Source organism: Mucilaginibacter sp. UR6-11 (assembly GCF_020880695.1).
Lineage (GTDB): Bacteria > Bacteroidota > Bacteroidia > Sphingobacteriales > Sphingobacteriaceae > Mucilaginibacter.
Genome location: NZ_JAJIWO010000005.1, coordinates 148491 through 167447, shown reverse-complemented (window position 1 = coordinate 167447; position 18957 = coordinate 148491). Strand labels below are relative to the sequence as shown.

Sequence of the window (18957 nt, the reverse complement as noted above, 5' to 3'; positions counted from 1 at the left end):
ATGAGTATAGTAATTATGGTTGGCCAGTTGATACTGGGACTTTCGATTTTGGTGATATTGCATGAGCTGGGCCACTTTTTAGCTGCAAGAGCTTTTGGTATTAAAGTGGATAAGTTTTATTTATTTTTTGATGCCTGGGGCTTTAGCCTTTTTAAATTTAACTATAAAGGTGTTGAGTATGGCATTGGCTGGTTACCGTTAGGCGGGTATGTTAAAATTGCGGGCATGATAGACGAGTCAATGGATACCGAGCAAATGGCGGGGCCGGCGCAACCATGGGAGTTCCGTTCAAAACCGGCCTGGCAGCGCTTAATTGTTATGCTTGGCGGTGTTTTTGTGAACATAGTATTGGGTATATTTATATTTTGGATGCTTACCGCACGTTTAGGCGAAAGCTATATAGCAAACTCGAGCATTAAATATGGTATTGTACCAGGTACCATTGGTAAAAAAATGGGCCTTGAAGCAGGTGATAAAATTATTGCGGTAAATGGCAAGCCTGTTGACCGGTTTGAGGACCTGATGAGCTCAAAGGTGTTATTGGATCATACGATTTTAACCCTGCAAAGAGGCGACAAAACAATGAACCTTACTGTACCGGCTAATATTATAAATGACCTGTCTGACTATGGCATTGACCAGTTTATAAGCCCCTTGCCGCGTACAACCTTTGCCATTGATTCTGTTGTACCGGGTAGCGGCGCGCAGATAGCCGGCTTGGTAAAAGGCGACAGCATAACTGCAGTAAACGGAACACCGATAAGGTTCTATGATGAACTGCAAACCGAATTGAAAAAAAATGCAAATAAAACCGCAGCGCTTCAGATAAAACGCAATAATGAAGTTAAATTATTAACCGTAGATGTTAATAAAGAAGGCAAACTGGGCGCAAAAGGCGGCGGCTTTGGCATTGCCGCTAAATTTAATTTACCCGAAGAAAAAACGGTGAAATATGGCTTCTTTGGCTCATTGCCGGTAGGCGCTAATAAGGCCTGGGGTACGTTTTCAAACAATGCCAAAGCTATCGGCAAGGTGTTTAAAGGTGAGGCTAAATTCAATAAAGTAGTTGGCGGCCCGGTAGTTATTGCAACTATGTTTGGCAGCAAGGTTGACTGGGTGCATTTCTGGACCCTGGTAGGCTTCCTGTCAATGGTGCTGGCATTTACCAACTTGTTACCTATACCCGCTCTTGACGGCGGCCATGCAGTTTTCTTACTTATTGAGATGATAAAAGGCAAGCCACTAAGTGACAAATTCCTGGAGCGTGCCCAGATAGTTGGATTTGTACTGTTAATATCATTAATGGTATTTGTATTTGGTAATGATATTGTTAAACAGGTATTGAAGAGTAAACCATAAAACCCGGTGCATTGTAAATGCTGTAGTAATAACTTTAGGGTTTAAATTATAATAAAAGAAGCCGCTTCAAATTGAAGCGGCTTCTTTTATTATATCCTGTCTTGTTGGGCTATACCGCATCATCAACCGCATTATCCAAAACAACAAGTGGCTGGTTTTTCTTAATGCAGGCAGCCACAATTAAGTTAATTATCGCGTAAAAAACTAATCCGAAGCAAAAGGCGGTAGCTTCATTTTTAAAGGTTGGTTCAAGTTTTGCTTTAAACTCGCCATTTTCAAATGTTTTTGATACCTGATCAATTTTATCCTGATCCATCCCCATTTTTGCTAAACGTTCTGTCATCACCCTCTCTGATGCGTCGTTTATTTTTGCCGGCATATCGGGGTCAACAAACTTAAAAAGGATAAAACTATATAATACGCTAATTAAGGTTATAAATACGGCCATAGTCATCAGCCCTCTAAAGGCTTCACCAAAACTCCAATAACCACCAATAGCTTTCCTGATTTCAATTCCGAAAACCACTAATAATGTTATTGCAATTACACCGCCCAATAACTGCATCCAGATATTTGTAAACTGCATTAGCGGATCTACTATCCTGCATACGACAGACAGCACAAGCGATATGCCGCCTATCAATAGCCCATAGCGAACGCCAAGTTTGCCGATAGTTGCTTTTTTGGTTTGATCTTCCATTTTAATTGTTTTAAGGTTAAATAAATGACTCTAATATACTTAACACTGGCATATCGAATTCTTTATCTACCGCATTGGCGGCAATATTATTTTTGTCCTCGTCAGTTGGATCTGTGTTCTGGAAAAAACACATCATCGGGTAAAACAACTCTTTTAATTCAGAATCCTCGGGCAATTTAGCTGCTACAGCAGCTATTTCTGTAACGGGGCTTTCCATCAAAATCTGGTGTGCTATCACCGGCTCATAAATGCGGTATTCATCCTGAAACTCGTCATCATCAACCAATAAAAACTCTTTTAAGTAATCTTCCAGTTCGGGTTCAATGCCTTCATCTTCGCATTCATTTAAATAAAGCAGCAGGTTCAACAGTTCTGTACCCCTATCCAATGTCTGCTCTTCTATATCTTCCCATTCAGGGGTGTCCAGATAATCTTCTTCCAGTTTTTTAACATCGGCGCTAAAAAAGTTGATCATCAGCAAGTCAAAAAACACCTCGTGCAAAATTTCTATCTGCGGATAATCATCAAAGACACGGTCTAAGGCGTCAACTTTTGTTAAAAAGTCATCCTCCAACTCAAATACCGACTGAAACTCGCCGTGTATTTTACTTACATCTAATCCGTTATATTTCGAAAAAGCCTGTAAAGCTGCACCAAGTGCGATTTGTATTTTAGGGTCGACCATTATGTATTTGATTTATATAAGTGATTATTATTAATAGTTAAAAGTACCTGTCCTTTTAAAGTCTGCCCCAGGTAAGGCGAATTATATGATTTGGAGCGATTATTTGCTCTGGTATATTCCCATTCGGCGTCCTTATCAAAGACAACCAGGTTGGCTTGCCGGCCTGCTGCTATTGCAGGCACCTCAACATCAAGTATTGTACGCGGGTTTACGGCCAGTTTTTGTATGATGAGCTCAATTGACAAGCCGGCTTTGATCGCTAATGATAATACCGTTTGGAAACCGGTTATTCCAAATTCGGCTACCTCAAACTCTACATCTTTAAATTCAATCTCGTGCGGGGTATGTTGCGATACGATGGCATCAATTGTACCGTCTTTTAAGCCGTTTAAAAGCGCTTTAACATCACTATGGGTACGTAGTGGTGGTTTTACCTTATAAAGACTGTCAAACCCGGCTAAAACATCATCAGTAAGTACAAGGTGATGGGCAGCCACGTCACAGGTGACTTTCAGGCCTTTTTTCCTGGCATCTCTTATCAGTTCAACAGACCGTGCTGTGGATATGGTACTGAAATGTATTTTTGAGTCGGTATATTCCGCCAGGTAAAGATCGCGTGCAATCATCAGTTCTTCGGCCAGCGATGGTATACCCTTCATCCCGAGTAGTGTGCTCATCTCACCTTCGTTCACTTTGGCCTTTCCGGCAATAGCGGTATCTTCAGGATAAGAGAAAACAGTTGCTTCAAACCCTTTGGTATAAAGTAAGGCACGCTCCATTAAACCGGCATCCTGCACCGGGCGGTTGCCATCGGTAAAAGCCTTTGCGCCGCTCAGGTACATATCGTACATTTCGGCCAGGTCCCTACCCTCGCGTTTATGTGATAATGTTCCCAACGGATATACATCAACCAGGTTACCTTTTGCGCGGTTAAGCAGGTACTCCACTTCGGCCTTTGAGTGCACAGGTGGTTGGGTATTGGGCATTAGCGCTATACCAGTAAAACCACCCGCAGCAGCAGCGGCAGTACCGGTTTGCAGATTTTCCTTGGTTTCAAGGCCAAGTTCGCCTATGTTACAATTCAGGTCAAAAAAACCGGGAGATAGCTGCTTTCCCGTGGCATCAAACACTTTTTCATCGGTTTTAATGTTCGGGGCAATTTCTGTAATAGTTCCGTTCTTTATTAAAATATCAGCAACTTGTTGATTAAAGGGCGAGTTGGGATCAACAATGATAGCGGATTTGATAAGCAAATTCATTAGCGCTGCTTTATGTATGGATTGAGGTTGATTTTTCGTTTTGCAAAAGTACTGCTTTATCAGCTTTGTAGTACCTGGTTAGCAGTATTTCGGCAGCCAGAAAAATCAATGCCAAAATTATACAAAGTTTCCATAATTGCACACCAAAATCTGCCTGGCTTACAATATCTTTTATCGAGCCTTTATTAACTTCAATAACATTGCTTTTATCCGGCAGTATTTTATGAAGCTCTGCTGCCGTATAATAACTCAGGTCAGATTCATTCCTGTTGTCATTAAATGCCATTACAGAAATTGTACTGTCCTGTTTTTTAAGCTCATAAAGGCCGGTTTCCTGCAACTGGTCTGATACATATAAAAGCGTGCTTCCCTCCCGTTGTCTTACGTCAGGTATAATACTCTGCTTTCCTTTTATTAATTTTAATAATTGTTTTCCAGATGATTGTACCGGGGCGGTCTCAATAGTTTCGTCATGCCCAAGGCTGTAAAACAAGGGCTGATCATGACCGCTTAGCAGCGCTATTCTAAACATTACCGGCACAAAAAGCGCGTGACGCGGCAGGTTGCTAAAATCTTCATTTAACGCCACTGCGCAAACATATACCTTACCTTTACCGCTCCTGTATCCGGCCCAAAATGGTAACCCACCCGGCAGCAGCATCAGGTTTTCAGAACTGGCAGACGCCGGGTTAATCTGAAAATATTTTTTTACCACGGGTAAATCCGGATTATTCGGAAAGTCCTCGAAAATATTTTTAAATACCGGGTTCTGCAAATTAAGCGCGGATACTTTGATATCTTCGGTATTCAGTTTCTCGGGATAAGCTGCACCCATTTGCTGCAGAAATGACCGGTAGCCAGCCAGATCGGCGTCGGCTGCAGGAAATACCGCCAAAGTACCACCTTTGCTAACATAGACTTTTAATTGTTGTGACAACCCTGCCGAAACCGATTTAATGTCGCTTATAACAATTAACGGGTAAGTACCTAAACCTGCGTAATCTACGTTACCCTCGGGCACCCGGTAAGCTTTAAAAAATTGATCGATGCCAAAAACCGCCTTTAAATACGGATTAACCGTACCACCATCAATTAACAGCACCGGCATCTGTTGCTTCACATTAAAGGTAAAGTAAAACTGGTTATCAAACGTAACTGGGTTGTCCTGCAGGCTGATCTCTCCCCTTTGCCAACCCGGCTTTAAGCCGGAAAAAGTAAGCGTGTCATTTTGTATGGAGCGGGCCGCCAGAGTAAAGCCACCCAATGCCTTCTGCTCGCCGTTAATGGTTAGCTTAAGTGGTATTTTAGCCGAGTTTTCGCCGGCATAGTTATGTAATTTAACCACCAGTTTTTCTGTTTCGCCGGGGCGATGGATGGCACTTAACAGCCATACCGAATCAACCGTAACATTGACCTGCGGATTGGCATTGAGCCGGATCAGGCTCACCTGGACGCCGGTATCAATTTTTAAAGGCTGTGTGCCGGCTATGTTCTTCTGGAAGTCGGAAATAATGTCGATTGAACGGCCGGCACCGGGCTGCATGCTCAATAAATTTTGCTGACGGTTAATGATCTCCTGTAAACTGCGGCTTCTGGGACTAATCTTAACGGCATCAACCGCATCATTAAATTCTTCGCGGCTGAGCAGGCGCTGATGCTTACCTTCAAAATCCTGGGTAAGCAAGTGGAATTTATCATTCATTGAATAGGCAGATACGATTTCTTTTGCGCGCCGTTTAGCCTCGTCCAGTAATGAACCTTCGCGGTTCAGCGTTTGCATAGAATATGAATTGTCCAGAAAAACACTGATAGTGCGGCTAGCCCCTGCATTGGTATGGTTACGGTTTGAAATATACGGCCGGGCAAAAGCCAGTACCAAAAAAGCAAGCGCCAATAAGCGCGCTGCCAATATCAAAAGTTCTTTTAAATTTCTGCGGGATGACTGCTGTTCCTGTATCTCTTTTAGGAACTGAACGTTACTGAAATAAACTTTTTGATATCGCCTGAAATTAAACAAGTGAACCAATATGGGTATAGCCAGGGATATGAATGCAAATAAAAAAGCCGGATATAGAAAGTGCATTTTTGATGTGCAAATGTGCAGATATACAAATGTGCAAATTTTTACCGCAAAGACCCCTCCGTCGGTAAACAAAATTTACGGCACTGATATTTAGCTGCGATGGTGCTTTTTGCGTTTCTTTTTATGCGTCTCTGTTTTATGATGATGTTTCTTCTCGGTCTTTTTAATTTTGGCAGATTTTTTTTCCGGAGCTTTCTGCTGTGTTTGGATAGCTGCCGGTTTATTTTTAACCGTGGTAGAGTCCTTACTTAACTGTTTTACATTAAAACTGTTGTTACTTAAACTATACTCGAATTTGCGCTTTGCACCGGTTAATTTCGCAGACGGGCCGCTCCCTTCGTAAATAGGGAATTCCCTGATAAACTTACCTTCGGATATGTAAAAGTTATCATTGCCTCGATAACCTTTTCGTTGCGAGCCGGTTAATTTAGGAAAATCAAGCTTTTGCACTTTGCTTTCGTAAAATTCAAAAGCATAAATGGTTGTATAGTTAATGGTATCCTTCCGTTTGGCCTGGATCAATATCTCCGGATGGCCGTCAATATCCATATCAGCGTTATAAACATCAACTATCTGACCGTTAAGATCGCCCGTAGTAGTGGTGTATTTTCTTCCGGCCGAATCTGAATGAAGGATTAAAAACGACCCGGTATCTGTGGCGCCCCTGCCCCAGCTCATTACATCATAGTATTGGCCGGGCGCAACTTCAACCATTTTATGGAACTTAAAAGGATCCATCAGTAATGGCTGTTTGGGCATATTATCGGCAACAACCGGCTTTTTTTGCTCTTGTGCGCAGCCGGCTAAAATTGCACATCCTATCAGTATAAAAAAATAAAACCTTGTGCTCATGTTGTTTAGTTATAAAGCAAATCAGAACCCAGTTCGCCGGTTGGTTTTCCGGGTAACGTAATAAAAACTTTCAGGCTTCCGGTGGTACCTATATTGAAATATTTTACGGTAAAGCGGTGATAACCTTTTTGTAAAGCTATAGCGCCATTTTTACCGCTCACCGGATGTTTACCGTCATTATCCACAACCAGCTGATCATCCACCAATAAAGTTGATCCGTCATCAGATGAGGTACCAAAGCCGTAAACACCGTCGGTATCGACGCGGATATAACCGGTATAGATAACCCCAAACGCCGTCATTTTACGGAACGGATTGATGTTAAAGCTTTTGGAGATCAGGGAGTCGGCACCATCAGCAGACAGCTTAAATTCGCCGGTACTGTTATACTCGCCCGGGAAGATCTGGTAACGTAACCCGTTGCTGTTACCGCTGTAATTTACAGGTGGCAACGGCGCCTTGTTATATACTACCATTTTGGTAACCACACTGCGCTTTCCGGTTGGTGTAATTACGATAGTTTGTAATTCGCGGTACTGATCAGCAGGTACGTTATAGGTAACGGGCAAATTAAATTCAATATCCGTTTCGCGGGGAGTGTAACCGTCAATAGTATAGTAAACCTTTGCTCCTTTTACAGATGGCTTTAAGTTAACTGTTAACTGGTTACCAAAGGCTACGGTATCTTTTGCGCCAATAGCTGTGGGTACACGATAATCAAAGCCATTTTTATCTAACCAGGCCAGATGGGACGGCAGCCGCACCTCAGAGAAATCTGTGAAATTTTTATTAGCCAATGGTGTCCAGGCTACTTCAGCCAGCGCTAGCATCCGCGGCAATAACATATACTCTATCTTATTTTCGGTAGCGATATACTCGGTCCACATATTTGCCTGTACGCCGAGGATATGTTTTTTCTGATCTGCATTTAGCGCCTCCGGGGTTGGATCATAACGATAAGTTTTGACCAATGGTGTAAAACCACCTATACTTAAGGGCTCTGTACTTAATTTACCCTGGGCGGCATCTATATACATACCGCCGCTTCCCGGGGTCATAATTACATCATGATTTTGCTTTGCGGCGTCAATACCGCCCTGTTCACCACGCCAGCTCATTACGGTAGCGTTTGGCGCAAGGCCGCCTTCTAATATCTCGTCCCAGCCTATTATGCTGCGGCCTTTTGAGTTTACAAATTTCTCTATCCGCTGGATAAAATAGCTTTGCAAGCCATGCTCGTCTTTCAGCTTTAATTTTTTGATCAGTTGCTGGCAAAATTTAGATTCTTTCCAGACATCTTTAGGGGCTTCATCGCCGCCGATATGGATATACTTACTTGGAAAGAGCGCCATCACCTCGGTCAACACATCTTCCAAAAAAGCAAATGTTTTCTCTGACGGGCAGTAGACATTTCTGAATATGCCCCAGGTGCCCTGTACCTGGTATCCTGAGGTGGGCTCGCAGCCTAACTCGGGGTACGAAGCTAAGGCAGCCATGGCGTGCCCCGGCATCTCAATTTCAGGCACTACGGTAATATACCTGTCTGCTGCATATTTAACTACGTCGCGGATCTCGTCCTGGGTGTAGTAACCGCCGTAAGGGGTATTATCATATTGTTGTGGTGTGCGGTCATGATAGTTACCTATAACGGTTTCGGCGCGCCGGCTGCCAATTTCGGTGAGTTTAGGATATTTCTTAATCTCGATGCGCCAGCCCTGATCATCCGTTAAGTGCCAGTGAAAAGTATTTAACTTGTAGGCCGCCATCAAATCGATATATTTTTTAACAAACTGCACGGAGAAAAAATGGCGGCAAACGTCAAGCATTAAGCCACGGTAGCCAAATCGGGGGTAATCCTCTATTTGTACACAGGGAAGCCTGGCCACCGCGCCTTTATCAGCCGGGATTAGCTGGATAAGGGTTTGGATGCCATAAAACAAACCTGCGCCTTTAGCCGCTATGGTAATATTGGTTGGGGTGATCGTTAACCGGTAACCTTCTGCAGGTAAACCATCGGTACCCGCACTGGTTAATACCACGCTGTTGCCCACCTTATTACCGCTGTTCAGCTTTACAGGCATGTGCAACATGGCTGTATTTTTCAAATAATCTGACAAAAAAACAACTGCCTTGTTGTCTACCGAATCCGCAAATAACTGCGTTTCCTGGCTTAGTATGAATGTGCCGGAGGCCTTTTTAACAGATACCGGAGCCGGGATTATGCCAACGTTTGGGTCTTTGTCTTGCGCATTGGCGAGGGATAAACTAAAAAAAGCAACCAGCAGCAGAAATATCTTTTTATACATAATTATAGATTGACCAATAATTTAAAGATGGTGAAGTTAAAAGATTTTAAAAATATATCGCAGCCTATCCTGTAAAATATGCCAAAAAAAAAGGTTGCCTGTATAGACAACCTTTTTATTTTGTATCTGCGGATCAATTAAGCGGTCACTACATGCTCTTTGGCAGCCAGGTAACGCTCGGCGTCAATGGCAGCCATACAGCCGGTACCGGCCGCGGTAACCGCCTGGCGATAAATATGATCCTGCGCATCGCCGCAGCAAAACACGCCTTCTATATTGGTTTGGGTCGACCCCGGTTTGGTTAGGATATAGCCGGTCTCATCCATATTTATCCAACCTTTAAATATCTCGGTATTGGGCGAGTGGCCGATGGCTACAAAGAAACCGGTAACATCCAGTGTCCTTTCTTCGTTTGTTTTGTTATTGATTACCTGCACACCGGTCACACTTTGGCCGTCGCCCAGGATCTCTTTAGTTTCGGTATTGTACAGGATCTCTATATTATGTGTGTTCAACGTGCGGTGCACCATTGCTTTTGAAGCACGAAACTCATCCCGGCGAACGATCATATAAACCTTACGACATAGCTTGGCTAAATAGGTCGCTTCCTCGGCAGCAGTATCACCTGCGCCTACTATGGCAACGTCCTGGCCTTTAAAAAAGAAGCCATCGCATACCGCGCAGGCCGAAACGCCAAAACCGCTATACTTCTGCTCAGACTCCAGCCCCAGCCATTTGGCAGAGGCGCCGGTTGATATAATCACGGTGTCAGCCAGTATGGTTTTGTTCTCATCAACCACAACCTTGTGGGGCAGGCTTGAAAAATCAACAGAACTTACATAACCAAAACGGATATCGGTACCCAGCCGCTCGGCCTGCTGACGGAAATCTTCCATCATCTCAGGACCCATGATACCGTGCGGATAACCCGGAAAGTTCTCTACATCCGTAGTTTGGGTAAGCTGGCCACCAGCCAGCATACCGGTATACATCACCGGTTTCAGATCAGCACGCGACGCGTAAATAGCAGCAGTATAACCTGCGGGCCCCGACCCGATGATCAGGCATTTTACATGTTCAATAGTTTCAGACATCTTTTAAAAAATGAAGCACAAAAGTAGCATTTATTGCGGTGCCCGGCAATAGGCATTAGTCAGTATATTGCCATTAGATTTTGGGGTTGGGTGATCCACTTAAAAATATGGATCACCCGGATCACCTATTTTTGTTAAAATACTGTAAATAAGTAAGTTATAATTTTAAGCGGATCACTTTGGATCAGCCCTATTCGTCAGGATTTTCAGGTATAAATTAACCAAATCTATTTGATAATCAAGTAATTGAAAAACAGCATATTTTTGCCTGTTTTTGAGAAGCGGATCAATAAAACGGATCACCTGATTTCGCCGGAAAAACGTCTGTTACACCCGCTGCATTTATTAATTTTATAATAACTTGCCCCGGTCATTATCATGAAAAAAATCTTAGCCATATCGGGCAGTTTACGCTGGGGTTCGTCCAACCATTCAATCCTTCAGTTTTTGGGTTCGATGGCTCCTGCAGATGTTGAATACACTATTTATAACGGACTTTCGCAGATCCCGGCATTTGATCCCGGGCTGGATAACGATTGTCCGCCCGCACCGGTGGCCTCGCTACGTAAATTATTAACGGAAGCCGACGGCCTTATTATCTGTACACCCGAATATGCTTTTGGGGTGCCCGGTTCGTTAAAAAACGCGCTGGACTGGCTGGTGTCAAGCAGCACTTTGGTTGATAAACCTGTGGCGCTGATCACCGCGTCATCAGCTGGCGAGTATGCCCATGCTTCGCTCCTGCTTACTTTGGGGGCGTTAACTGCTAATGTTATACCGGAAACTACCTTGCTGATCCAATTTATCCGGTCGAAGATGGATAGTGAAGGAAATGTTAAGGATGAGGAAACAGCGAAAAAATTACAGGAAACAATTGCCGTTTTTTTAAAAGCTGTCTAAATTTCAAAAAACGTTTGGTTGGTCATCGATATTATCCTTCATTATTGATGTCCTGTTAAAGTTGTACACTAAACTAATATGTATCCACACAAAGACTTAATCTAGCCGTGTACCCAATCCTATACTATTTAGTCCTCTACCTATGGACTCAGCATGTCTGGTAACAATGTCTACATTTTTACTGTTTTCCCTTTCAATAAATATTTCTTTACTCAGCATAAGAGAAAAACTAAAATAAGAAGTTTGTTTAACTGGCTGACCGTCATACAAACCCGGGCTAAATAATGGAGCATTTAAAAATGCATTGATGACCGCTTTGGAAATAGCTGCATTTAATACTTTATTGACAGTCACACTGTCAATTTTCCCCTCTTTATTTATGGACAGTAAAACGGTTACATTATTTAATGAATCCATATGTTTTTTTAATGCTTTCTTTAAATAACTTTCAAAGTTTCGGGGAGGTACTGCTTTTACAAAATGAATACTCTTTTTGATTAACTTATCCTGTAAGTAAACTTCTGTATACGAAGGTTTATTCATTCCCGGCTCATATGTCTCCCAATCTCCCTCTTTTTTATTGTCATCTAAATTGCCTTTTTGAATTAACTGGCCGGAGGAATTGTAGGCCTGAAATGGTCCTTTCACCTTGTTGTTAACAAACGTATACATAAACACCTTTTTTCCATTTTTATCATAGTCAATCCAGGTACCAACCTTAACACCATTTAAAAAGAAACCTGCATATTCTAAATAAGTAGTGGTATCTGCATGTTGCTTATCATATATATTCGGATAATGTATCCATTTGTTATAATAAAAAAATTTTCCGTGCGGTATGGTCAACATTTCGTCCTTATAACTTCCTTTCAATAATATTTTGTTAGTCATGTCATTCTGTTGGGCTACATAAGCAGAGTCTCCAACTTTTTCTATTAAAATATAAGAAGTAGCTTTTTCGGGAGCAACATTTTCGGCCTTATTGTTTAGATACATCTTGCTAATTTGAGTATATCCCAAAAATGAATACAAGAGCATTATAATGGTAAATAAAACGGACTTCATTGTGATAAGTTTATGCTAAGATAGTTATTATCCAGTTACTGCGAAATCACATCACTGACAATTTGACAAACATTACCCTTTGGAACGCTCATTGATATGCAGGGTTGTTACTAAACATTAATTCCAAATAATCATTATAAAATTATGCAAGAAAAAGGAACCATTTCGATCCACACCGAAAACATTTTTCCGATAATTAAAAAATTCCTGTACTCTGATACCGAGATATTTTTACGCGAACTGGTATCAAACGCGGTTGACGCCACCCAAAAAATTAAACGGCTGGCCTCACTGGGTCAATATAACGGCGAACTGGGCGATCTGCGTGTTGAAATAGCTTTCGACGAAAAGGCAAAAACCATCACCATATCTGATAATGGTTTGGGTATGACCGCCGAAGAGATCAAAAAATACATTAACCAGATCGCATTTAGCGGCGCTACCGAGTTTGTAGAGAAGTTTAAAGAGGCAAAAGATGCCAACGAGATCATCGGCCGCTTTGGTTTGGGCTTTTACTCTGCCTTTATGGTAGCCGATAAGGTTGAAATAGAAACCCTGTCATACCAGGATGGTGCAGAACCTGCACACTGGACCTGTGATGGCAGCACCGAATTTGAAATAACCGAAGGTACACTTGCAGAGCGCGGTACCGAGATCACTTTACATATTAACGCGGAGTCTGAAGAGTTTCTAAGCAAGCACCGCCTGCAGGAGATCCTGGATAAATACTGCCGTTTCTTACCGGTACCGATTGTGTTCGGTAAAAAAACCGAGTCGGTTGAGGATGGCGTTGATGAAGAAGGCAAACCAAAATACAACGATGTTGAGGTTGACAATGTGATTAACAACACCAGCCCTATCTGGACAAAAGCGCCGTCTGAATTGAAAGATGAAGATTACCTGGCGTTTTATAAAGAGCTGTATCCGTTTAGCGAGGACCCGTTGTTCTGGATCCACCTGAATGTTGACTATCCGTTCAACTTAACCGGTGTATTATATTTCCCTAAGCTGAAGAAGGATTTCGAGATCCAGCGTAATAAGATCAAATTATTCTCGCGCCAGGTATTTATTACCGATGAGGTAAAAGATATTGTGCCCGAGTTTTTAATGCTGCTGCATGGTGTTATTGATTCGCCGGATATCCCGCTTAACGTATCCCGTAGTTTCTTGCAGGCAGATAGTAACGTTAAGAAGATAAACAGCTACATCACCAAAAAAGTGGCTGATAAACTGGCAGAGCTGTTTAAAAACGACCGTAAAGGTTACGAAGAAAAATGGACCGACATTGGCCTGTTTGTAAAATATGGTATGGTGAGCGAAGATAAATTTTATGATAAAGCCAAAGACTTTGTTTTACTAACCAACACCGCTAAAGAAAACTTTACTTTAACCGAATACAAAGACAAGGTAGCGCCGGTACAAACCGATAAAGACGGTCAGCTGGTTTATATCTATACCAACGATCCTTCAAAACAGGATGCGTTTATCCAGTCTGCCAATAAAAAAGGTTATGATGTGTTGTTGATGGATTCGCCGATTGATACCCATTTTATAAGCCACCTGGAGCAAAAACTGGAGAAGACATCGTTGAAACGTGTTGACGCGGATGTTGCCGATAAACTGATTAAAAAAGATGATGCGCCTGAGCATGTTTTAACCGAAGAACAGGGCACCAAAGTAAAAGCCATTTTTGATAAGGCAATTAACCGCCCGGCTTATAAAGTTGAGCTGGAAAGCCTGAACCCTGACGAGTTACCGGTTACCGTAACCATGGACGAGTTTATGCGCCGGATGAAAGATATGGCAGCCATGGGCGGCGGTATGGGCTTTTATGGCAATATGCCTGATAATTATAAAGTGGTGATAAACGGCAACCATAAACTGGTGAGCCGGATATTACAGGATGAAAACGAAGAGGTACAGTTGCAGTTAGCAAAACAGGCGTTTGACCTGGCGCTGTTATCGCAGGGTTTATTAACCGGAGCCGAGCTGACCGAATTTGTTAACCGCAGCGTTAATTTGATCTGATCAACCATTAATGGCAACGGTAACGTTTGATGTCCCGAATGATTTAATTAAAAAGCTGGAGGGCGGCAAACTGGCCGTCAGCCAACTTTTGGCTGATGTTTTGGGCGCTGATGACAACCTGGAAATCATCTGCGCGGGCTTGGTTGCCTTCCATGATGGTGACGGCGGATCGCCGGAGGTTGAAACGTTTACGATTTTACCCGGGGAAGTAACCTATCATCCTGGAGCGCATACCGGTAAAGTTGTTTTAAGGTACCGGGTCCGTTTCTTTTTTGGATGTTCGGATATCAGCAGCGATGAGCCGGCTAATGAGAAATCAGACTTTGAAATTGACGCAGTAAACAACAAACTGCTGCTTCATATCCACGACCCGATAAGGCGGGATACTATTGATGAGTTTTAACCGACGGACATTATAAAATACCAGCCGCTTACCATGTAAGCGGCTTTTTTGTTTTGTCAAAAGTTATTAGGTAACTTTATATAGAAAAACGAAACCCATTCGTTATAAACCTGTTAACCTTTAAAACCATGTATTATGAAAAACTTAAAATTATTCTGCATCCTGTTTATTTGCGCTTTAGGTTTAAACCTGAGTTATGCGCAAGCCACCAAAATTGATAAAAAAGCCGCCAAGGCGGCCGAGGTTAAGCGGATCATAACTTCGGGGAGTTACGTATTTAAAGCAAATTATGTAATACCTACCACCATGACGCCGCGTTATTTAACCAGCGATTATGATGTTACGGTAACCAAAGATAAATTAGAGGTGTACCTGCCTTATTTTGGCCGGGCCTATGCCGCGCCGCGCGATCTGAATGATGGCGGTATCAAATTAAAGACATCAAACTTTAGCAATGTTACCGTTAATAAAAAAGGCAGCTGGGAAATCACCCTCAAACCAACCGACTCTAATCCTCCGGGTGTTAAAGATGTACAGGTATTACAGTTAACCGTAAACCCCGACGGATATGCTTCATTGCGGGTAACATCACTTAACAAGCAGCCGATATCCTATAACGGTTATATCGAGGAGTTTAAAAAGAACTAAGAGCTGATTCTGAAATAGCAACGCGGGTTTATTCATGGAGTGAACCCGCGTTGTCTTTTAACGCAACCCCCGATAATTTACGCCTGAAAGCTTCCTGCACTAAATAAAAGATCTTTTTGGAGGCCTGTTTATAAGTAAGCCCCTGCGGGCGGATATTTGAAACGCAGTTACGCAGTTCATCGGTTAAACCGGGTTTGGGATTATAGGTTAAGTAGGCGCCGACACTATCGGCCGAGCTGAGGCCGGGCCGCTCGCCTATCAGCACCAGGGAAAGCCTGGCCCTTAACGCCGATGCAATTTCATCGCCTATGGCTACCCTTCCCTGTTCCACCAGTACGATGTCAGCTAACGTAAAACCGGCAAACCGTAACATCGGTATCAATAACTCAAGCAACTCTATAACATTGGTATTGATAGCTATAGCCGAAAGGCCGTCAGCAATAATTACAGCTATGTCCGCCGGTGTTGCACCGTGCGCCAACTCCGTTACCGATTCCTGGCTCAATTTACGGCCGAGATCAGGTCTTTGCAAATATTGCTCGCGGTAACCGGCCATACTGTGCAGGTGTAAAACGGGTAATTCAAACTGCTTGAGGCGGACAGTTAAAGCCTCAACAGCCAACGCCGAATATACGGCGTCGCGCGCATGGGCATGGGCCAGCTTAAACTCCAGCGATTGTTTCAGCGGAATGCTGGTTCCGGCACGGCCTATGGCTATCCGCGCGGCGGTATACTCCTGCAGGGCAATTAAGGGATCGGCTGGTTTAATTACCTTTTTCATGTTATACCTCCGGCTAATAACCCATGCGCCGGGTTAACTGACAATAAGTTGCCCTTATCATCAATTATCCCCTGTTTCATCAGCCATAATTCAAACTCGGGCGCGGGCCGCAGGCCTAATACTTTACGCAGATATAAAGCATCATGAAACGAGGTGGACTGATAGTTAAGCATAATATCGTCTGATCCGGGGATGCCCATTACAAAATTGCAGCCGGCAACGCCGAGTAAAGTCAACAGGTTATCCATATCGTCCTGGTCGGCCTCGGCATGGTTGGTATAACAAACGTCGACCCCCATGGGCAGTCCCAATAGCTTTCCACAGAAATGGTCCTCAAGCGCTGCGCGGATGATCTGCTTGCCGTCATATAAATATTCAGGGCCGATAAAACCTACAACGGTATTAACCAACAACGGATTATATCTCCTGGCAACCGCATAGGCCCGTGCTTCGCACGTTTGCTGATCCACCCCGAAACTGGCATTTGCGGATAACGAGCTGCCCTGTCCGGTTTCAAAATACATGACGTTGTTGCCAACCGTGCCCCGGTTTAGTGACAGCGTGGCGTCGTATGCTTCATCCAGCAAAGCCAGATCAATGCCGAAGCTGGCGTTGGTCCGGCCGGTGCCGGCTATCGACTGGAAGCAAAGGTCAACCGGCGCACCTTCATTGATCAGTTGCAGGGTTGTGGTAATATGGCTCAATACGCATGACTGCGTCGGGATGTCAAATTGCTGTCTCAGGTTATCAATCAACCTTAATAAATTGGCCACCGCCGCCGGGCTGTCGGTTGCCGGGTTAATACCGATAACGGCGTCGCCGCTGCCATACAGTAAACCGTCAATAATACTGGCTGCAACGCCTTTTGGTTCGTCTGTTGGATGATTGGGTTGCAGGCGGGTAGAGAAATGTCCGCGGAGCCCGATCGTGTTTCTAAAGCGGGTAACCACCTCACATTTTTTTGCTACCGCGATAAGGTCCTGGTTACGCATCAGTTTGGATACTGCCGCCGCCATCTCGGGTGTTATGCCTGCGGCGATGTTTTGCAGCGTTTCGGTAGTGGTGTGGTCGCTCAGCAGCCAGTCGCAAAAATCGCCAACGGTTAAATGGCTGATCTGCCCGAAGGCGTTAACGTTATGCGTATCGATGATCAGGCGGGTAACCTCGTCATTTTCATACGGGATAACCACCTCATTCAGGAAAGTTTTTAACGGCACATCGGCCAGGGTGATCTGCGCGGCGACGCGTTCTTCATAGGTAGCAGCGCAAACCCCTGCCAGTTCATCGCCCGACCGGCAGGGTGAGGCTTTGGCCAGCAGATCTTTAAGATCTGCAAATTTGTAAACTTTGCTTTTGATGATATGGCGGTACATAGCTAGCTTTTGCCTTTAATCATACTTTCTGCCTGTACCATTAGCACATCGTCCATGATCTTTATCTTATGTTTTCCCATCAGCATAAAAATTATGATGGCAAGAGCCAGCACTGCGAAGAATATTAAACCTACCGCCAGGTTAAAATACATAATAGCGAATAAACATATGATGGATATAACCAAGGCTACCGCCGGAAAAACAGGGTAAAACGGGGATATAAACGGCCTGTCCAAACCAGGTTCTTTTTTGCGGAGGATAAACAGGCTTATCATGCTCATCATGTACATCACCACGGCACCTAGCACTGATAAAATAATGATCTGCGCCGTAGTGCCGATATAAATAGCAATAAAACTTATTACTCCACCACTTATTAAAGCCCGGTGCGGTGTTTTAAACCGATGGTTAATCTGCGCCAGTCCACGCGGCAAATAACCGCTGCGGGCCATTGCAAACACCTGCCTTGACGAGGCCAGGATGGTGCCGTGCAGCGAAGCTATCAATCCAAACAAACCGATACTGGCGAATATCCGGGTTAGTCCGTTGGCCTTGCCCAGTACAATGCCTATGGCTTCGGGCAGCGGGTAATCAAGCGTACTTAGCCTATGCCAGTTGGTGATACCGCCGGTTAGCACCATTACAGCCAGTGCCAAAAACACCAAGGTTATTATAGCCGATATATAGCCTTTGGGGATATTCTTTTTAGGCTCTTTAACTTCTTCAACCACCATAGCCATGCCTTCAATCGCCAGGTAAAACCACACAGCAAATGGCAGGGCCGCGAAAACCCCCGGCCAGCCAAACGGCATAGGGTCGGTTAAATAACTGGCCATTTTAAAATGCGGGGCCACGACCCCCATATACAACAACAGTTCGGCCACCGCCAGCAGGGTGATGAACACAGAGAAGGTGGCCGACTCCTTTACGCCGGATATATTCAGCAATATAAATGTGGCGTTAAAAAGCATAGCCGACTGCATAATGGGGATGGCCGGGTATAAAAAGTGTAAATAAGCGCCTAAAGAAACTGCGATAGCGGGCGTAGCCAACAAGAAATCTATCAGGGTGGCGTAGCCGGCAATAAGGCCGCCGAATGGCCCCATGGCCCGGTAAGCATAAGCAAAGGCGCCGCCGGCATGGGGTATGGCGGCGGTAAGTTCGGTGTAACTAAATATAAAAGTTACGTACATAATGGTGACCACGATGGTCGCTATCAGCAAACCAATGGTGCCTGCTACCCCCCAGCCCAGGTTCCAGCCGAAATACTCGCCGGATATAACCAGGCCCACCCCTATTGCCCATAAATGCACAGGCTTTAATACCCGCTTTAACTGCTCCGTACCGGTACCTGCCATATCCTGATGAGGTGTTAATTATTGCACCGTTAAGATAAGGATTGAGGGCGGGATTTCAAAATT

General features: G+C 43.9%; 16 protein-coding genes. 5 read left to right on the top strand and 11 right to left on the bottom strand.

Features of this window, described 5'->3' with window-relative positions:
- A complete protein-coding gene (gene rseP, locus LJ658_RS13245) occupies window positions 1-1359 on the top strand; it encodes an RIP metalloprotease RseP (protein ID WP_230547002.1) in 1359 nt (452 codons plus the stop codon).
- Window positions 1360-1468: 109 nt separating this feature from the next.
- Here the strand turns inward: rseP and LJ658_RS13240 are convergent, their stop codons facing one another.
- The 7 genes from LJ658_RS13240 to trxB all read right to left on the bottom strand — a co-directional run bounded on the left by LJ658_RS13240 (window position 1469) and on the right by trxB (window position 10338).
- Window positions 1469-2059 carry a DUF4199 domain-containing protein gene (locus LJ658_RS13240; RefSeq protein WP_230547001.1) on the bottom strand — a complete coding sequence of 197 codons (591 nt, stop codon included), beginning with the start codon at window positions 2057-2059 and terminating at the stop codon, window positions 1469-1471.
- A 16-nt stretch (window positions 2060-2075) separates the two neighbouring features.
- Window positions 2076-2744, bottom strand: a complete 669-nt coding sequence (locus LJ658_RS13235; protein ID WP_230547000.1) for a hypothetical protein — start codon at window positions 2742-2744, stop codon at window positions 2076-2078.
- Window positions 2744-4003, bottom strand: a complete 1260-nt coding sequence (locus LJ658_RS13230) for a dihydroorotase family protein (protein WP_230546999.1) — start codon at window positions 4001-4003, stop codon at window positions 2744-2746. The genes LJ658_RS13235 and LJ658_RS13230 overlap by 1 nt, the downstream gene beginning before the upstream one ends.
- A 10-nt stretch (window positions 4004-4013) precedes the next feature.
- Complete coding sequence (locus LJ658_RS13225; RefSeq protein WP_230546998.1) at window positions 4014-6086, bottom strand: BatA domain-containing protein; 2073 nt, start codon at window positions 6084-6086, stop codon at window positions 4014-4016.
- Between the two features lie 90 nt (window positions 6087-6176).
- Window positions 6177-6938 (bottom strand): PliI family lysozyme inhibitor of I-type lysozyme, encoded by a 762-nt coding sequence (locus LJ658_RS13220; protein ID WP_230546997.1) that lies wholly within the window; start codon window positions 6936-6938, stop codon window positions 6177-6179.
- Between the two features lie 5 nt (window positions 6939-6943).
- Window positions 6944-9244 (bottom strand): family 20 glycosylhydrolase, encoded by a 2301-nt coding sequence (locus LJ658_RS13215; protein WP_230546996.1) that lies wholly within the window; start codon window positions 9242-9244, stop codon window positions 6944-6946.
- A 137-nt stretch (window positions 9245-9381) separates the two neighbouring features.
- Complete coding sequence (gene trxB, locus LJ658_RS13210) at window positions 9382-10338, bottom strand: thioredoxin-disulfide reductase (protein WP_230546995.1); 957 nt, start codon at window positions 10336-10338, stop codon at window positions 9382-9384.
- Between the two features lie 378 nt (window positions 10339-10716).
- Here trxB and LJ658_RS13205 point away from each other — a divergent pair, with 378 nt between their 5' ends.
- Window positions 10717-11238 (top strand): NADPH-dependent FMN reductase, encoded by a 522-nt coding sequence (locus LJ658_RS13205; RefSeq protein ID WP_230546994.1) that lies wholly within the window; start codon window positions 10717-10719, stop codon window positions 11236-11238.
- A 96-nt stretch (window positions 11239-11334) separates the two neighbouring features.
- Here the strand turns inward: LJ658_RS13205 and LJ658_RS13200 are convergent, their stop codons facing one another.
- Window positions 11335-12303, bottom strand: coding sequence for a hypothetical protein (locus LJ658_RS13200; protein WP_230546993.1), 969 nt, complete (start codon window positions 12301-12303; stop codon window positions 11335-11337).
- Window positions 12304-12447: 144 nt separating this feature from the next.
- On the opposite strand from LJ658_RS13200, the gene htpG reads away from it, so the two are divergent.
- From htpG to LJ658_RS13185, 3 genes are all read left to right on the top strand, one after another.
- Window positions 12448-14331 carry a molecular chaperone HtpG gene (gene htpG, locus LJ658_RS13195; protein ID WP_230546992.1) on the top strand — a complete coding sequence of 628 codons (1884 nt, stop codon included), beginning with the start codon at window positions 12448-12450 and terminating at the stop codon, window positions 14329-14331.
- Window positions 14332-14341: 10 nt separating this feature from the next.
- On the top strand, window positions 14342-14734 hold the full coding sequence (locus LJ658_RS13190) for a hypothetical protein (protein ID WP_230546991.1): 393 nt from the start codon (window positions 14342-14344) through the stop codon (window positions 14732-14734).
- Between the two features lie 135 nt (window positions 14735-14869).
- Window positions 14870-15382 carry a DUF4251 domain-containing protein gene (locus LJ658_RS13185; protein WP_230546990.1) on the top strand — a complete coding sequence of 171 codons (513 nt, stop codon included), beginning with the start codon at window positions 14870-14872 and terminating at the stop codon, window positions 15380-15382.
- Between the two features lie 28 nt (window positions 15383-15410).
- Here the strand turns inward: LJ658_RS13185 and eutC are convergent, their stop codons facing one another.
- Genes eutC through eat form a run of 3 tightly spaced genes read right to left on the bottom strand, consistent with a single transcriptional unit; the run spans window position 15411 to window position 18894 of the window.
- Complete coding sequence (gene eutC, locus LJ658_RS13180) at window positions 15411-16163, bottom strand: ethanolamine ammonia-lyase subunit EutC (RefSeq protein WP_230546989.1); 753 nt, start codon at window positions 16161-16163, stop codon at window positions 15411-15413.
- Window positions 16160-17536: an ethanolamine ammonia-lyase subunit EutB gene (locus LJ658_RS13175; protein WP_230546988.1), complete on the bottom strand. Its 1377-nt coding sequence runs from the start codon at window positions 17534-17536 to the stop codon at window positions 16160-16162. The genes eutC and LJ658_RS13175 overlap by 4 nt, the downstream gene beginning before the upstream one ends.
- A gap of 2 nt (window positions 17537-17538) precedes the next feature.
- The gene (eat, locus tag LJ658_RS13170) at window positions 17539-18894 is read right to left on the bottom strand and encodes an ethanolamine permease (RefSeq protein ID WP_230546987.1); all 1356 of its coding nucleotides are present in this window, start codon (window positions 18892-18894) and stop codon (window positions 17539-17541) included.
- Window positions 18895-18957: the final 63 nt, after the last annotated feature.

Bases quoted from the DNA above. Each gene is read 5' to 3' on its own strand.
- rseP (WP_230547002.1), top strand. From the start codon at position 1: ATGAGTATAGTAATTATGGTTGGCCAGTTGATACTGGGACTTTCGATT.
- LJ658_RS13240 (WP_230547001.1), bottom strand. From the start codon at position 2,059: ATGGAAGATCAAACCAAAAAAGCAACTATCGGCAAACTTGGCGTTCGC.
- LJ658_RS13235 (WP_230547000.1), bottom strand. From the start codon at position 2,744: ATGGTCGACCCTAAAATACAAATCGCACTTGGTGCAGCTTTACAGGCT.
- LJ658_RS13230 (WP_230546999.1), bottom strand. From the start codon at position 4,003: ATGAATTTGCTTATCAAATCCGCTATCATTGTTGATCCCAACTCGCCC.
- LJ658_RS13225 (WP_230546998.1), bottom strand. From the start codon at position 6,086: ATGCACTTTCTATATCCGGCTTTTTTATTTGCATTCATATCCCTGGCT.
- LJ658_RS13220 (WP_230546997.1), bottom strand. From the start codon at position 6,938: ATGAGCACAAGGTTTTATTTTTTTATACTGATAGGATGTGCAATTTTA.
- LJ658_RS13215 (WP_230546996.1), bottom strand. From the start codon at position 9,244: ATGTATAAAAAGATATTTCTGCTGCTGGTTGCTTTTTTTAGTTTATCC.
- trxB (WP_230546995.1), bottom strand. From the start codon at position 10,338: ATGTCTGAAACTATTGAACATGTAAAATGCCTGATCATCGGGTCGGGG.
- LJ658_RS13205 (WP_230546994.1), top strand. From the start codon at position 10,717: ATGAAAAAAATCTTAGCCATATCGGGCAGTTTACGCTGGGGTTCGTCC.
- LJ658_RS13200 (WP_230546993.1), bottom strand. From the start codon at position 12,303: ATGAAGTCCGTTTTATTTACCATTATAATGCTCTTGTATTCATTTTTG.
- htpG (WP_230546992.1), top strand. From the start codon at position 12,448: ATGCAAGAAAAAGGAACCATTTCGATCCACACCGAAAACATTTTTCCG.
- LJ658_RS13190 (WP_230546991.1), top strand. From the start codon at position 14,342: ATGGCAACGGTAACGTTTGATGTCCCGAATGATTTAATTAAAAAGCTG.
- LJ658_RS13185 (WP_230546990.1), top strand. From the start codon at position 14,870: ATGAAAAACTTAAAATTATTCTGCATCCTGTTTATTTGCGCTTTAGGT.
- eutC (WP_230546989.1), bottom strand. From the start codon at position 16,163: ATGAAAAAGGTAATTAAACCAGCCGATCCCTTAATTGCCCTGCAGGAG.
- LJ658_RS13175 (WP_230546988.1), bottom strand. From the start codon at position 17,536: ATGTACCGCCATATCATCAAAAGCAAAGTTTACAAATTTGCAGATCTT.
- eat (WP_230546987.1), bottom strand. From the start codon at position 18,894: ATGGCAGGTACCGGTACGGAGCAGTTAAAGCGGGTATTAAAGCCTGTG.